We start from the raw sequence: 14,921 nt of genomic DNA on the forward strand, positions 1-14,921 counted from the left end.
AACGCCTGTCAGAACATAGAGTTGGCGCCACGTTTTAAAGGGGTTTAAACCCTTTATTTTTCAGCATTTTTTACAGAGGCACGGGATTACATGGAAATCGGTCTGCGCGAGTGGCTGATCGTCATCGGCATTATTGTCATTGCCGGTATTCTTTTTGACGGCTGGCGCCGCATGCGCGGCGGCAAGGGCAAGTTGAAATTCCGTCTGGACCGCAGCTTTTCCAACCTGCCGGACGATGACAGCTCCCCTGAAGTGATCGGTGAGCCGCGCGTGCTCGACAACCACAAAGAGCCAGCGCTGGACGAGCACGATCTGCCGTCGATGAGTGCCGGGCGTGAGCGTGAGCGTGAACCCAAGGTCGGCAAGAGCAAGCGCAACAAGCGCGGCAGCGAGCCTCAGCAGGGCGACCTGAACCTGGCCGCCGAACCGCGTGAGCCGGACCTGTTTGGCAATGCCGACGACGACTTCCCGGATGAAAGCCCGAAAACCAGCGGCTACGGTTCCGCGCCGGACAAAGACCTGCCGCCGGTTGAAGAAGTACTGGTGATCAGCGTGATTTCCCGCGATGAAGGCGGCTTCAAGGGCCCGGCATTGCTGCAGAACATTCTTGAAAGCGGCCTGCGCTTTGGTGAAATGGATATCTTCCACCGTCACGAAAGCATGGCCGGCAATGGCGAAGTGCTCTTCTCGATGGCCAACGCGGTCAAGCCCGGTGTGTTCGACCTCGACGACATCGATCACTTCAGCACTCGCGCGGTGAGCTTCTTCCTCGGCCTGCCAGGCCCGCGTCACCCCAAGCAGGCCTTCGACGTGATGGTGGCGGCAGCGCGCAAGCTGGCCCACGAACTCAATGGCGAGCTCAAGGATGACCAGCGCAGCGTGATGACCGCGCAGACCATCGAGCACTACCGCCAGCGCATTGTCGAGTTCGAGCGCCGCGCGCTGACCCAGAAGCGCTAGTAGGAGCGGGCTTGCCCCGCGATAAGAAACACGCAAGAGCAGCCAAGGCTGCTCTTTTGCTTTGCAAGAGACGACACACCATGACCGCCGAATCCCGAATCCTTGAACTGCGCGCCGAGCTCGACCAGCACAACTATCGCTACTATGTGCTCGATGAGCCGAGCGTGCCAGACGCCGAATACGATCGCCTGTTCAATGAACTCAAGGCCCTGGAAGCCGAACACCCGGAGCTGGTGACCGCTGACTCGCCGACTCAGCGTGTCGGTGGCTCGGCGCTTTCGGCGTTCAGCCAGGTGCGTCACGAAGTGCCGATGCTCAGCCTGGGCAACGCCTTTGAAGAAACCGACCTGCGCGAATTCGACCGCCGCGTGGTCGAGGGCCTGGACCTGCCGGCCGGTGACCTGCTGGGTGATGGCGCCGCCGTCGACTACAGCTGCGAACCCAAGCTCGACGGCCTGGCGGTCAGCCTGCTGTACCGCGACGGGCAACTGGTGCAGGGCGCCACCCGTGGCGATGGCACCACCGGCGAAGACATCAGCGTTAACGTGCGCACCGTGCGCAACATTCCGCTCAAGCTGCAGGGTGAGGGCTGGCCGACGGTGCTGGAAGTGCGCGGCGAGGTGTTCATGTCCAAGGCCGGTTTCGAGCGCTTGAACCAGGCGCAGATCGACGCCGGCGGCAAGACCTTCGCCAACCCGCGCAACGCTGCCGCCGGCAGCCTGCGCCAGCTGGATTCGAAAATCACCGCCAGCCGCCCGCTGGAGTTCTGCTGCTACGGCGTCGGCCAGGTCTCGGCGCCGATTGCCGACACCCATATCGGCACCCTGGAGCAGCTAAAGGCCTGGGGCATGCCGATCAGTCGCGAGCTGCGCCATGCCGCTGGCGTTGCCGAGTGTCTGGAGTACTACCGCGATATCGGCGCCCGGCGCAACGAGCTGCCTTACGAGATCGACGGCGTGGTGTTCAAGGTCAACAGCCTGGCTTCCCAGCGCGAGCTAGGCTTCCGTGCCCGTGAACCACGCTGGGCGATTGCCCACAAGTTCCCGGCCATGGAAGAGCTGACCGAAGTGCTGGATGTCGAGTTCCAGGTCGGCCGTACTGGCGCGGTAACCCCCGTGGCCCGGCTCAAGCCGGTCAAGGTGGCGGGTGTGACGGTGTCCAATGCCACCTTGCACAACATGGACGAAGTGGCGCGCCTGGGGTTGATGATCGGCGACACGGTGATCATCCGCCGCGCCGGCGATGTGATCCCGCAGGTCATGCAGGTGGTCACCGAGCGTCGCCCTGAAGACGCCCGTCCGGTGCACATTCCTACCGCGTGCCCGGTGTGCGGCTCGCAAGTCGAGCGCACCCAGCTGGTCAAACGCAGCAAGGGCAAAGAGACCGTCAGCGAGGGCGCCGTGTACCGTTGCGTCGGCCGCCTGGCCTGCGCTGCGCAGCTCAAACAGGCGATCATCCACTATGTATCGCGGCGGGCCATGGACATCGAAGGCCTGGGCGAGAAGAGTGTCGAGCAACTGGTGGATGAAGGCCTGATCCGTTCGCCAGCCGACCTCTACCAGCTGACGTTCGAGCAGATTGTCGACCTCGAGGGCTTTGCCGAACTGTCGAGCAAGAACTTGCTGGCGGCGATCGAGGCGAGCAAGCAGCCGGGCCTGGCGCGTTTCATCTATGCACTGGGCATCCCGGACGTGGGCGAGGAGACCGCCAAGGTCCTGGCGCGCTCGCTGGGTTCGTTGCAGCGGGTGATGGCGGCGTTGCCGCAAGTGCTGACCTACCTGCCGGATATCGGCCTGGAAGTCGCCCACGAGATCCACAGCTTTTTCGAAGACCAACACAACCGCACAGTGATCGCCCAGTTGCTTGAGCGCGGCCTGCAATTGCAGGATGAAGGCGAGCTGGGCGCCGAATTCGCTGCGAGTACCACCTTGGCCGGGCTGATTGCCAAACTGGATATTCCCTCGGTCGGGCCCACCGGTGCCGAGAAGCTGGTGGCCAAGCTCGACAGCCTGGAGAAGATCATCGCCGCCGATGGCATCGACCTGCGCCAGGCCCTGGCGGCCAAGCCGGCCGAAGCGGTGCGCGCGTTCTTCCAGGTGCCTGAGAATGCCGCCCTGGCCCTGGCTATCGAAGCGCAACTGCGCGACTTCGGCATGCACTGGTCGAGCGAGAAGAAAGTCGCCGAAGGCTTGCCTCTGGCCGGCCAGACCTGGGTGCTGACCGGTTCGCTGGAGCGCATGAGCCGCGACGTGGCCAAGGACAAGCTGGAAAGCCTGGGGGCCAAGGTTGCGGGCTCGGTCTCGGCCAAGACCCACTGCGTGGTCGCCGGCCCCGGCGCCGGCTCGAAGCTGGCCAAGGCCAATGAGCTGGGCCTGAAGGTGCTGGATGAAGATGCTTTTGTCAGCTTCCTGGCCGGGCAGGGTATCGAGGTCTAAAGGCGGCACTGGTGGCGTTCGCCATGGTCTAGTCTTGGCAGGCAGCCAGGAGGGATCGCCATGTACCGTTTTTTCGAACAGCTGGGCGCCAGGATCGCGGCGCCCTTCGTCAGCCAGCAACAACGTCCGGATCGGGTCTGGCAATGCCGGTGTGGGCAGTCGGTGTTCTTTCGCAACAGCCAGTGCCTGGCCTGCCAGTCGGCACTGGGCTACTGGCCGCTCAGTAACCGTGTCGCCAGCCTGTCGCCCGGCCCTGCAGAGGGGCTCTGGCTGCTCGATGGCGAGCCTGAAGCCGGGCCGCTGCGTCGCTGTGCCAACCTTGACACCCCGGCGGCCTGCAACTGGCTGCTGGCCGAGCATGAGCCCGACAACCTGTGCCTGGCCTGTCGCCTGAACCGCACCATCCCCGACCTTGGCATTGCTGAAAACCACCCGCGCTGGCGCAAGCTGGAAACCGCCAAGCGCCGGCTGACCGCGCAGCTGTTGCACCTGGGCTTGCCGGTGGAGCCGAAAAGCACGCAGGACGGCCCGGGCCTGGCCTTTGATTTCATCGGCGTCGATCTTGAGGGCAACGCGCCCATCACCGGCCATGCCAATGGCCTGATTACTCTCGACGTGCGCGAGGCCGATGATGACTGGCGCGAGCGGGTGCGCGTGCAACTGCACGAACCCTATCGCACCCTGCTGGGCCACCTGCGTCATGAAGTCGGTCACTACTATTGGGATCGCCTGATTGCCGACAGCCATTGGCTCGACGGCTTTCGTGACCTGTTCGGTGACGAGCGCGAAAGCTACAGCGAGGCGCTGGAACGTCACTATCAGCAAGGGGCGCCAAGTGATTGGGCGGCTGCTCACGTCAGTGCCTATGCGACCATGCACCCCTGGGAAGACTGGGCTGAAACCTGGGCACACTACCTGCACATGACCGATGCGCTCGACACCGCGCTGGCACTGGGCATGAATGCCAGCAGCCTGGAACTGGACTTCCCGCCGTTCACGCGTGAGGACCTCTATCGCCCGGACGACCCCGGGGCAAAGGAGTTTCTCGCCTTTATCAATGCCTGGGTCGAGCTGTCAGCAATGCTCAATGAGCTGTCGCGCAGCATGGGCCAGGTGGATCTCTATCCGTTCGTGCTGGGCAAAGCGGTGGTTGCCAAGCTGCACTTTATCCACCTGCGGGTCACCCAGCCAACGTCACCGATAGCCGACCAAGCGGGTGCTGCGCTCCCGTGAAGCAATGCCAAGTCATTGAGTGGTGATGGTTTTTTTAAATTTAGTGGTTGTATCTTGAGTTGATGCCGGTACAATGGCGCGGCTCGTCGCCAGATGAGCATGCGTAATGGTGACCCCATCGGTCCCCCCGCAACGATTACCCGTGAACCTGGTCAGATCCGGAAGGAAGCAGCCACAGCGGGAACATTGTGTGCCGGGGTGTGGCTGGTGGGGTCGCCACCTATCTTTAAGTCCTTGATTCTACAAGGATTTCTCGCTCAAAAATCTCGAAGTGTGACAGCGTTTAGGTACACCTGAGTGGTGCACCACCCGCACGATCTTATCTCGTCGCCTTTTTTGTCGCTACCACAGCCTTCTTGGGTTCCCTGTGCCTGACTGGGGGTGGTTTGTGCTCCCCTTATCTCAGTGACACCTCCCTGCAGCGATATTTTTCTATTCTAAATAGAAAGTCATATCGTTTTCGCCGTGGTTTTGGGTAGTATGTGGTAGCGGGATATTTCTGTTTTGTCTCTGCGTGGAATTAATGGCGTTATTGTGAGTTTTTAAGTCGGTTTAAATTGAATTTTGGAGCAACGGATGGCAAAGAAAATTGCGGTTATAAACTTTAAGGGTGGCGTCGGTAAGTCTACGCTAACATTTCATTTGGCTGCGCACCTTGCTCAAACATCGCGGGTGCTAGTTGTTGATGTTGATCACCAATCTAGTCTTTCAATTGTGATGATGGGCGGGGAACTTTGGCAGGCGGCTGTCACGGGGCGTTCAACTAGTAACTCAATATTTGAATCGTTCTGTAATCGGCGGGTGGCGATGCCGGGGACGGAGATTATTCACAAAAATATTCTTCACACTAGACGCCCTGCTTATGATTTTTATCCTTCATTAGATTTGGTGCCTGCGCAATTTGAATTGGATGACACCGAAATCGAGATGGCATCTACCACAATGGGGTCGCCAATAATTTCGGAGTGGCATAAGAGAACCTTGCTTGCTGAGTGGCTTGACTCCGTGGGGGCGGATGTAAATTATGATTACATATTCTTTGACTGTCCACCTGCGACGAAGCTCGTTAGTCAAAATGCTCTGGCGGCTAGTGATTACTTCGTCATTCCTGTTATTCCTGATGCCATGTCGAGTCGAGGCGTGACTCATTTTCGTAATCTGGTGACGGTGAAGATCGATCAGAAGCTAGATTTTTTGCGTACAAATGCTGGGATTTCACCATCTGAAATACCTAAAGCCTACCGACCAACTACAAAGATGGCCGCTATTGTACCGTTTATGGCCAAGCCAGCAGGGAATGCGGCCTCAGGGCTCACTAACATACATACGGAGCAATTGAATGCGCTTCGCAGGAAATGGGGGAGTGATATCATCAATCAAGTGGTAACAAACTTGACTGGTGTTCCAGAAGCTTTGGATCAAGGGTGGCCGGTCTGGAATGCGTACCGAACAGACAATATTAATCGGGCTATTCCTATGCTTAGGGCTGCGTGCAAAGAGGTTGTCGCGAGGTTTGTTTAAATGAGTAAGAAAATTGATGATAGTGGCTTGATGGGTAGGTATAAGGATGTACTTGATGTTCTGGAAAAGAACTTAAGATACATCGAGTTTGTCGGTGCCGATCCGTCTGTTGTGGCTGACTACAAGAAAGTTATCTCGCATCTACGCGCTAAGACATTGGTTGAGGTTTCTCATGTTTTAGGTGGTTACGGTTCTAAGAGGAAGCAAACCTCTGACGTAGATCGCGATAATTTTGCTCAGATGAGTTTGAAAGAGATTAGAGAGCGGATCGGTTCTCCAAAAACTACTAGAGGAGTGATGGAGGGTATCGCCGCTGCTCGCTTCGGTATGAGTAAAGGAGGGTTGTCCTCTCTGAGAAGTCGTGAAGCTTTGAAGGAGAAAATTGAATCGCTTTTATCAAATGAGAGTGCGCACGAGGTTATATCACAAGTGGTTATAGGTGGTGGCGATGATGATGTAAATAAGAAGTAGCCGGCCAGAAGAGATTATCAATAACGAGTGGGGTTGTGGAATGTATTGCACAGTCCATTTTTTCAGTGATTGCATACTGTGGCCCCTGAGTCGTACTGGTACGAACTTTCATTGTGATTTATGGCTTGCCTCGAATGTTGGTATTAATATTCTCCACAATGTCCATGACCTTAAATCCCGGGCTTTGAAGGTCTGGTCTGCTGGGTAGGTATTATGTGCCTTGGCAAAGTCATAAGCGGTAAATAACCCCTAGTTGGCGACCTTCTCTGACTCAACCGGTTGTTGTTGCATGCAGGACACGGCTGCCTGCTTGGTGGGGGGCTGCTACTATTTGCGACGGGTTAGGAGCAGGCGTGCCAGATACACTACCAACTCCTTTTGTAACAATGCATCCGCCCCTTGTGACAAGGAAGATGCCGATTTTGTGTTTGGCCGATACGCTGCATTCTCTTAGTAAACTCACTTGAAGAGGGCTGGGTCGTAGTGACAGTGCTAGAGCCCAGAGTTTCTGCGGGAAGGGCGGGAGCATTTTAGTCATAAACTCGATTTCTTCCCGAAACAAAGTTTCACTTTTAAGTATTTTTGAATTATTCAGCCAGAAAATAATATGCGGCGTTTGGCCAGAATTCTATACGGACCGCTAAGCACAGCAGGATCGAACCAACTGGAAAGCTGAGCAAAATATAAATAACTCTTGGCTATATATGAATATTGTTTAGAACGATACGTCAAGAGAAAGCATCAGACGGCGGACTGCTGTAGCGTTGAACTCACGACCACGCGGTGTGCGAAGCCCCTTCTTGTTCAGGCAGTCAGCGACCGATTGGAACGTATTCACCTTGTTGTACAGGCAGGATTCGAAATGGGGGCGGATACCATCTTGGTAGCTGTTGATGTTGCTCATACGAACGCTGTTGGCTGTGGTGATATCTGCCACTGACGGCCCTTGGCTTGTGCTTCTGCACGATTCACCACCTTCTGCTGAGCAACAGCATCACCAGCTTCTACACGCCTCTGGAGAGAGGCTAAGGCCTCCTTTGTGCGGGTGGCGATGAACTCTCGTCCCTGTTGGGCGAGGGCGGCGAACTGGTGGAGTGGTGTTGGTTTGTGGCAGGTGGGGTCGCCACCTATCTTTAAGTCCTTGATTCTACAAGGATTTCTCGCTCAAAAATCTCGAAGTGTGACAGCGTTTAGGTACACCTGAGTGGTGCACTGTGCTTTGATTTTACCTGTCGAGTTCCCTCGCTCCAAGCTCTGTGTCTGATTGCAATGGGAGCCAGCGTTGGCCTGACTGCTACGGCTACTCACATTATGATTTCATCCGGCTGAGGAATGCGATCCTCTCTGCGACTTGTGCCCTGTCACTGAATGTCTCAAGATAGTGGCATTGTGCTGTGGTTTCGGCCTGCAGCTGGCGCTAGTCTGAATGTCAAGGAAGGAAAAAGATGACATACACCGCCTCGATTCAACGTAGTGACCCTACAGCTTTTTTGTTTCTTGTGGATCAATCCGGTTCCATGGGGGACAGGATGGCAGGAGAGAGAACGAAGGCTCAGTTTGTCGCTGATGTCCTGAACCGGACGTTGATGAACCTCGTCACTCGCTGCACTAAATCAGAAGGTGTGCGTGATTATTTTGACATAGGCGTCCTTGGTTATGGACATACTGGTGTCTCGAATGGTTTTTCTGGGGCTTTGGGCAGCCAAGTTCTTCATCCTATCTCAGCAATTGAGGCCAACCCTCTGCTAATTGAGGATCGTACTAAGAAGGTTCCAGATGGAGCTGGTGGGTTGGTAGAGCAGACCGTTAAGTTCCCAGTATGGTTTCAGCCGGTGAGTAACGGTGGCACTCCAATGCGTGCAGCGTTAACCAGTGCTGCTGAAGCTTTGGTGGCGTGGTGCGATCAGCATCCGAATAGCTATCCGCCAACTGTTTTACATGTCACGGATGGTGAGTCAACAGATGGTGATCCTGAAGAGCTTGCTACTATGCTTAGGCAAATAGGGACTAATGATGGGCAAGTACTTCTTTTAAATATTCATGTTAGTGCTAATGACTCAACCCCTGTTAAGTTCCCTGCTTCCGAAAGCGGATTGCCAGACGCCTATGCCAAGCTTCTATTCAGTATGTCGAGTAACCTTCCAGAGCATCTAGTTAAATTTGCGCAAGAGAAAGGGTATTCTGTAAATTCCGAATCTCGTGGGTTTGTGTTTAACGCGGATGCTGCCGAAATTGTTGAGTTTTTCGATATTGGGACTCGTGCCTCACAACTTCGGTGAGTTTAATGTTCGTAGATTTCGCTGCGTCTGTGGCAAAAGATAGCGACGCTGAACATCTGAATGAGGATAGCTACCTTTTTAGTATCAATGGAAAGGTGGCTAGCCTTAGTGATGGTGCTTCTGAGTCGTTTGATAGTAAATCTTGGGCAGCGATACTTTGCGGTATGTCATGTGCTGGTTTGGGTGTTTCTCCAGCGTCCATTTATCAGGCTGTGGAAGCGTACGCCAATATTTATGATCCGTCAAAGTTGTCTTGGTCAAAGGCTTTGGCTTTTGAGCGAGGTAGTTTTGCTACTTTGCTCTCGTGTGAGTATAACAATGAACGCTCTGAAGTCGAGGTTGTTGCAATCGGAGATTCTGTCGTAGTTGTTTGTGAGGGTGGGGAGGTATCCAAGTGTTTCCCGTTGACTATTCCTGAGCAGTTTGAAGATCGTCCGGAGTTGTTAAGTACGCGAAATGATTATAATGATTTTATCAATGATCCGCTCTTCAATACTAAACATGTTATGGTTTCGGTTGTAAGTTCCAACACTACTATACTTCTGATGACGGATGCCATTGGTCATTGGTGCTACAAAGCAATTAGTGAAGGGCGTGAAGAGTGGCGTCTGCTGCTGTCTATAGATTCGGAGTTTGAATTCGCTGAATTTGTAGAAGAGTCTCGAGAAAATAAGACTATGAAGCTCGATGACACCACTTTGATCCGTTTGAGATTCTAAGGTGTAGACATGGCTTATCCTAGTCTCGAGCAGTATCAAGAAGCACTTCAGCATCCCCGAGTTACCTTGCTGGATGGAGAGTTGAAGAATGGGAGCATTTCGACAAGTGGTCTCGGCCTTCCAAAGGTTATGTGTGGCGGTTTTGCCCTAACCTACACTGTTACAGTGGGAGCTGGGAAGTATGCTGTTCGATGCTTTCATAAGCAGTCTCCTGATTTGGAATCTCGCTATAAGGCGGTCAGTACCAAGCTGAAAAATTTATCGTCGAACTACTTCGTCCCTTTCGAGTTTCAGTCGCAGGGAGTACAGGTTCAGGGTGGTAAATTTCCGGTTGTCAAAATGGCATGGGCTGCTGGAGATACATTAGGTGAGTTTGTTTCGGATAACTTTCGTAATGGCAAGGTTTTGTCCGATCTCCGTGAAAGTCTAATTAAGCTTGCTGCTTATTTGGAGTTGCAGGCAATTGCACATGGTGACTTGCAGCCGGGCAACCTGATGGTTAGTCAGGGTGGTAAGGTTGTTCAGTTAATTGATTATGACGGAATGTTTGTTCCTGAAATTAAGCAATTAGGTGCAGCTGAAATTGGTCATAGAAATTTTCAGCATCCCAGTCGTACGGGTGTTCATTTTAATTCGTCCCTTGATCGCTTTTCATTCATAAGTTTAGTTGTTGCTCTGAAAGCCTTGGAAAGGGAGCCCGACTTATGGGATGAAAGTCAGTCTGATTGGGATTCTTTTGTTTTTAGGGCTTCCGATTTTTCTGATCCGGCTTCTTCTAAAGTTTTTCAAAGATTGATTTCCAGTCCAGTAAATTCGGACGATGCGAAAGCATTCGCTGCTGTTTGTTTAGGTGGTTTTGATCAAGTTCCTAGCCTTGCAGATTTTTTGGTAAGGAAGGGGATTTCTCAACAGCAGTTTACAATTAAAACCCGGCCTGTTACGCCAGCTGCGTATTTTTCTCAGTATCCTGTTCTTAATGCAACTGATTACAGTGCCTTTGTTAAAAATATTGGAAATATGGTTGAGCTTGTAGGGAAGGTGGTTGAGGTCAAGCATGGAGCTACGAAGAAAGGTGGGCGTTCTTATGTGTTTGTAAACTTCGGTCCATGGCAAGGCAGCATAGTCAAGTTAAGTATCTGGCCATCTGCGCTGGCGAAGATGAAGAACGCCCCGACCTCATCCTTAGTGGGAAATTGGGTTAGTGTTGTAGGGTTGGTCGAGCCTGTATATGCGAGTAAAAAATATCGCTATAACCACATTGCTATAGATATTTCTAGTCAAAATCAAATTAAACAAATTACTTCAGCTGAGGCAATGTTTAGGCTAGCGGCGAAGGCTCCAGTCAAAAATGTTTCTGCTCTCAGTAAAAATCAGGAAGTGATTGAACGTCTTCGGGGGCGTGAGCCACTTGTGTCGACTGTCATTCCTCCCGGTCCTTTGGCGTCAGGCAATTACCCGCCTCAGACGGCGAATGCAGCTATTTTGCAAAAAATTCAAAACTCGCAGGGGAAACAAAGCTCGCCTCAGAGCACTGCGTCGCTATCGGCTACAAAACCGCCGAATGTTTCCGTGGGGCAATCAATGCCACAAGGCAGTGTCCCGACTAAACTGCCAAAGTCGAGTGGAGTACCTTGGTGGGTTTGGATCATTGGGCTGTGGGTTTTGGTCGCGATCTTTAAGTAATAGACGAGATTCTGTTCTTCCAGATGACATCTATGGTTTTAAAGTGGCTGCGGGGTTATCTTGTACTACGAGTGGTCTTTTAGTTCCCTCCGTCCGTTTGCACTGGGAGATTCCCCCGCTTGCATGTAATAGTGGGAGGAGGGGCGGTGCGAGCTTGCTTTGTGGTCAGGCTTGGTGGTAACTCAGAATTATGCGATTTCGAGGTGAGTTCCCAGCGCCTCGATTAATGGACTATGCCAATCTATGGCAGGGCTCTTTCAGTTTTGGAAAAAATAATGGTTGGGGTCGCAGTGCTACTCAGCAGGACGCTAGCTGGGTCAACTTGAAATCGTCAAGCGGAACCATAAATAAGTTGAGGCTACGTAGCCCCATAGAGTCTGATGTTACAGCGGTGACAGGCAAGCGTCAGACCGCTTTCGTTTCTCGCTTGATTCTGTACACAGTGGCGATACCGCAGTCAGCCAGTTTCGCAATCTGATCAGCAGACATCGTCGGATGTTTCCGCATCAGCGATTGAACTGCTGCCCATTTGGCAGCGTTCTTACCCTTGCCTGTTGGCTTCCAATCTGGTTCAGCAGCCTTCTTGTTTTCCAGCCCCTGCTTAATGCGTTCCACGCGTTTCTCTTGATCCAGTCGTGCCATTGTTGCCATCAGGTCAATCAGCATGTTGTTGATCACATCCATGATTTGACCAGTGATTCCTTTCGCCTCAACCTGCATGTGACTGGTAGGCAGGTCAGCTACAACCAGACGCAACCCCTTGGCCTTGATGGTGGTCTTAAGAGTATCCCAGTCAGCTTGTGAGAGGCGACTCAGGCGGTCTACAGACTCGACCAATAGCACGTCTCCACTCTCGGCAGTGTCGAGCAAAGCGAGCAGCTCAGGACGGTTGAGCTTGGTGCCACTGATGTTCTCGGCGTATACACCAACGATGTTCAATCCCTTCTCTCTAGCGAACAACTCTAGGGCGACTCTTGCACGATTGGCGTCTTGGTCTTTGGTTGATGCACGGAGGTAAAGGTGGGCATTCATGGCTGGCTATCCTTTATCATTAATATAGATAGATAAATGATAATTTAATCATATGACTGTCTGCAATAGATATTCGATAGTGTTTGGTGAGCAGCTACCGGACTACCAGATAGGTCTACTTCTTTGATAGTGAGGATGGCTCAAGATCGGAGCGATTCAATTCCTGATGCGATGGCTTCGGCATTGGTGTCGAGGGTGTGCAGGATGCTCAGTACGTTGTCATGCACGTTCGTTGAACCTCGCTGCTTTATCCAAAGCGACAGCTCTTCAAGGCCTGCACGTAGGGCTTGCTGATTGAGTGCAAGCAATTCCAGTGTGTCAGCAGTGATTGAGGTGCGGTCGTCCATAATGAGTTGTCCTGATCTCAATGGCTTGTCGTGATTGCGTTCTCAAGCTCTTGTACAAGCTCTGGAAGGCTGATTCCAAGCACTTTACATAAGTCTCGTAGCTGAACGATGTCCAGTCGGCGTGTCCCGTTCTCCACATCACTCATGAATGACTGAGGGCGGTTCAGAGCCTTTGAGCAATCCACTTGGGTCAAGCCAGCTGCTTTTCTGTGCTTCCTGAGCAAGCTCAAGAGGGCTGTGTGTTCAGGTCGATAGATCGTTTTGGTCATGGTCGGTAGCTAGGTGAGGGTAGCTATCAAACCTATATCCGGTTTTCAGATATCTGAATTTCGGATAAATTCCATCTTGGCCCTGATCTTGCCGAGCAAAATATGGAGATGACCGTGAACGAAAAACTGTTCGTACTGACCAACCGTAAGAAGAAGACAAACCACATCCTGCACCTAATCCTGACCGTCCTGACGGGAGGGCTTTGGTTGATCGTGTGGGGCATCACAATGCGAAGCAACGATGGTCAAAACAAGAAGATCGATAGGGAAATCGACCAGATCATGCACTACAAGTCTCAGGGCTTGAGCGATGCTGCCACGCACCAGCAGATGAAGACAGACAAGCTGAATGCTGACGTGCTTCAAGGAAGGGTGATTTTTGTTTTGTTGGTGGTGGTGTTTCTGTACTTCTACCTACGGTAGAGGTTGCGCACCTTCAGCGGAGCGTCTAGCAAACTCCTTGATCAGCTCCGCTGGCGTTTGCACCGAAAGCGGCAAGCTTTCAGCTGATTGCACTGTGCATGACCGTAGGTCAGGATCGTGGACACCTGACGGTGTAGAGGGGGTGAACAACAACCCCCCCCAAAAAAAACCTACTATTCCGTACTATCTACAGCTTACGCTGTTCCTGTGCACAACCAGAGAAAAGCGTAGCTTTGAATCTTGGGGCAATTGTTAATTGTTGCCCCTTGTAAACCGGCAGGTTTGAGTAAAATCTGAATTGGGCTGTAACCTGTACCGTAAGCGTCAGCTTACTTTTGTTGGAGTTGTTGTTGATTGACAACTCCCTAGCTCTACCGTGTGTACGCTTCAAACCTGACGGTCTGAGAAAATCTTCCTTGTGTACCGATTGTTAGAATTTTTATATGTATAAGGACTTTTCACAGTCCCTTGATTTTCGTGGCCTACAGAGCATTTCTTGCGTAGTTTTTTTGAAAAAGTGATGTGAAAATACGCAAGGTCTCCAACTAGCATTTCGGGTCAAGCGGCAATCGCTGCTGTGACATTGGTGTTCTCATCCCATCCTCTTCTATTCATGCTCGATGCTGATTGAGGGTGGAGAGTTGTCCAGTCACGATACCAATGTTCGATGTACACATCCCGCTTGGCATCATCACCTCGGAAGATCAGTCGTGGATTGACTGTCAGCTTGATCTCGCCTGTGCGGATACCACCGGTTCTTGAAGTGCTGACTCTGACCATGTTGCTACTGATCAACGTGCTCAGCTTCTTCATCAGGTTTGAGGCTGTCGTACCCAATGCCTTCGCCAGATCGGCTTGAGTCATGATGATCATGTTCCGATAAAGAACCAGTTCGTGCAGTTTGCTCAGGATGTTCATCATTGGGACAGTGATACGACTGTCCACGCCTGTTCGCCGCCATACACCATGGGTTTGGTCCTGAGCATCAATCAGGGAGTGCAGCGTATGCGGTGGCAGCTTGCGTCGGTCTACGTGTGACAGGACCGCGTTCAGATCGTCAGCACTCCGGCACTTGCTGAGTTCTGGCCGGTAGTCAGGGCGTTCGCTGAAGACAGAAGGCTTGTCATCGTAGCCAAAGATTTCGCCGGTTGTTGGGCTGATCAGCAGTCCATCGACGTTAAGGAAGGGTGATGCCGTAAATGCTGGGCACTCGTATGCCATTGTACGTTCTCCTATTCAAGTTCATTGCATGGGCAGTTCCTCTCGGGTTGTGCCGATTTGGTTTGGTAAATCGCAGGCGTTAAAAAGCCCCCTTGCAAGGCACCATGTCGGTGGTCGCGGTGGAGGCTTCTAAGCTGTCTGTCTACCTACTGGGTAGGCGGCGGATTATACGCATTTAGCGACAGCCGGTCAAGATCGGTGGTTGACGTGGCTAATTTTTTCAGAAACTGTTTTTCATGGTGGGAAACGCCTTTTGCTTAGTCCAGACAGCATATCCGTCCCGTAAACATTGAGCGTTGCAGAGCGAATGTCAGGAAAAGGTCGTGTG

14 protein-coding genes and 1 other RNA gene are annotated in these 14,921 nt (G+C 52.6%); 10 read left to right on the forward strand and 5 right to left on the reverse strand.

What is annotated here, in order from left to right:
* The first annotated feature begins 90 nt into the window (after positions 1 to 90).
* The 6 genes from zipA to LOY54_RS08300 all read left to right on the forward strand — a co-directional run bounded on the left by zipA (position 91) and on the right by LOY54_RS08300 (position 6,620).
* Positions 91 to 960, forward strand: coding sequence for a cell division protein ZipA (gene zipA, locus LOY54_RS08275; RefSeq protein WP_045200443.1), 870 nt, complete (start codon positions 91 to 93; stop codon positions 958 to 960).
* A gap of 80 nt (positions 961 to 1,040) precedes the next feature.
* Positions 1,041 to 3,395 (forward strand): NAD-dependent DNA ligase LigA, encoded by a 2,355-nt coding sequence (gene ligA, locus LOY54_RS08280; RefSeq protein WP_258610124.1) that lies wholly within the window; start codon positions 1,041 to 1,043, stop codon positions 3,393 to 3,395.
* A gap of 60 nt (positions 3,396 to 3,455) precedes the next feature.
* A complete protein-coding gene (locus LOY54_RS08285; protein ID WP_258610125.1) occupies positions 3,456 to 4,628 on the forward strand; it encodes a putative zinc-binding metallopeptidase in 1,173 nt (390 codons plus the stop codon).
* A 116-nt stretch (positions 4,629 to 4,744) separates the two neighbouring features.
* An RNA gene (ffs, locus tag LOY54_RS08290) (signal recognition particle sRNA small type) lies at positions 4,745 to 4,841 on the forward strand.
* 363 nt (positions 4,842 to 5,204) lie between these two features.
* Positions 5,205 to 6,149, forward strand: coding sequence for a ParA family protein (locus LOY54_RS08295; RefSeq protein ID WP_258610126.1), 945 nt, complete (start codon positions 5,205 to 5,207; stop codon positions 6,147 to 6,149).
* Positions 6,150 to 6,620, forward strand: a complete 471-nt coding sequence (locus tag LOY54_RS08300) for a hypothetical protein (protein WP_258610127.1) — start codon at positions 6,150 to 6,152, stop codon at positions 6,618 to 6,620.
* Between the two features lie 715 nt (positions 6,621 to 7,335).
* Here the strand turns inward: LOY54_RS08300 and LOY54_RS08305 are convergent.
* Complete coding sequence (locus LOY54_RS08305; RefSeq protein ID WP_258610128.1) at positions 7,336 to 7,524, reverse strand: recombinase family protein; 189 nt, start codon at positions 7,522 to 7,524, stop codon at positions 7,336 to 7,338.
* A 541-nt stretch (positions 7,525 to 8,065) separates the two neighbouring features.
* Here LOY54_RS08305 and LOY54_RS08310 point away from each other — a divergent pair.
* Genes LOY54_RS08310 through LOY54_RS08320 form a run of 3 tightly spaced genes read left to right on the forward strand, consistent with a single transcriptional unit; the run spans position 8,066 to position 11,301 of the window.
* Positions 8,066 to 8,899: a vWA domain-containing protein gene (locus LOY54_RS08310; protein WP_258610129.1), complete on the forward strand. Its 834-nt coding sequence runs from the start codon at positions 8,066 to 8,068 to the stop codon at positions 8,897 to 8,899.
* Positions 8,900 to 8,904: 5 nt separating this feature from the next.
* Positions 8,905 to 9,618 (forward strand): hypothetical protein, encoded by a 714-nt coding sequence (locus LOY54_RS08315; RefSeq protein ID WP_258610130.1) that lies wholly within the window; start codon positions 8,905 to 8,907, stop codon positions 9,616 to 9,618.
* A 9-nt stretch (positions 9,619 to 9,627) separates the two neighbouring features.
* The gene (locus LOY54_RS08320) at positions 9,628 to 11,301 is read left to right on the forward strand and encodes a protein kinase family protein (RefSeq protein WP_258610131.1); all 1,674 of its coding nucleotides are present in this window, start codon (positions 9,628 to 9,630) and stop codon (positions 11,299 to 11,301) included.
* A 405-nt stretch (positions 11,302 to 11,706) separates the two neighbouring features.
* On the opposite strand, the gene LOY54_RS08325 is transcribed toward LOY54_RS08320, so the two are convergent.
* From LOY54_RS08325 to LOY54_RS08335, 3 genes are all read right to left on the reverse strand, one after another.
* Positions 11,707 to 12,333, reverse strand: a complete 627-nt coding sequence (locus LOY54_RS08325; protein WP_258610132.1) for a recombinase family protein — start codon at positions 12,331 to 12,333, stop codon at positions 11,707 to 11,709.
* 140 nt (positions 12,334 to 12,473) lie between these two features.
* A complete protein-coding gene (locus LOY54_RS08330; RefSeq protein ID WP_258610133.1) occupies positions 12,474 to 12,680 on the reverse strand; it encodes a hypothetical protein in 207 nt (68 codons plus the stop codon).
* Between the two features lie 17 nt (positions 12,681 to 12,697).
* Positions 12,698 to 12,949, reverse strand: coding sequence for a helix-turn-helix transcriptional regulator (locus LOY54_RS08335; protein WP_258610134.1), 252 nt, complete (start codon positions 12,947 to 12,949; stop codon positions 12,698 to 12,700).
* Between the two features lie 108 nt (positions 12,950 to 13,057).
* Between LOY54_RS08335 and LOY54_RS08340 the strand changes: the two genes are divergently transcribed.
* A complete protein-coding gene (locus tag LOY54_RS08340) occupies positions 13,058 to 13,372 on the forward strand; it encodes a hypothetical protein (RefSeq protein ID WP_258610703.1) in 315 nt (104 codons plus the stop codon).
* Positions 13,373 to 13,930: 558 nt separating this feature from the next.
* Here LOY54_RS08340 and LOY54_RS08345 read toward each other — a convergent pair.
* Positions 13,931 to 14,593: a replication/maintenance protein RepL gene (locus tag LOY54_RS08345; protein ID WP_258610135.1), complete on the reverse strand. Its 663-nt coding sequence runs from the start codon at positions 14,591 to 14,593 to the stop codon at positions 13,931 to 13,933.
* Positions 14,594 to 14,921 lie beyond the last annotated feature (328 nt).

The sequence above is a fragment of the Pseudomonas sp. B21-032 genome (assembly GCF_024748965.1).
Taxonomy (GTDB): Bacteria; Pseudomonadota; Gammaproteobacteria; order Pseudomonadales; family Pseudomonadaceae; genus Aquipseudomonas.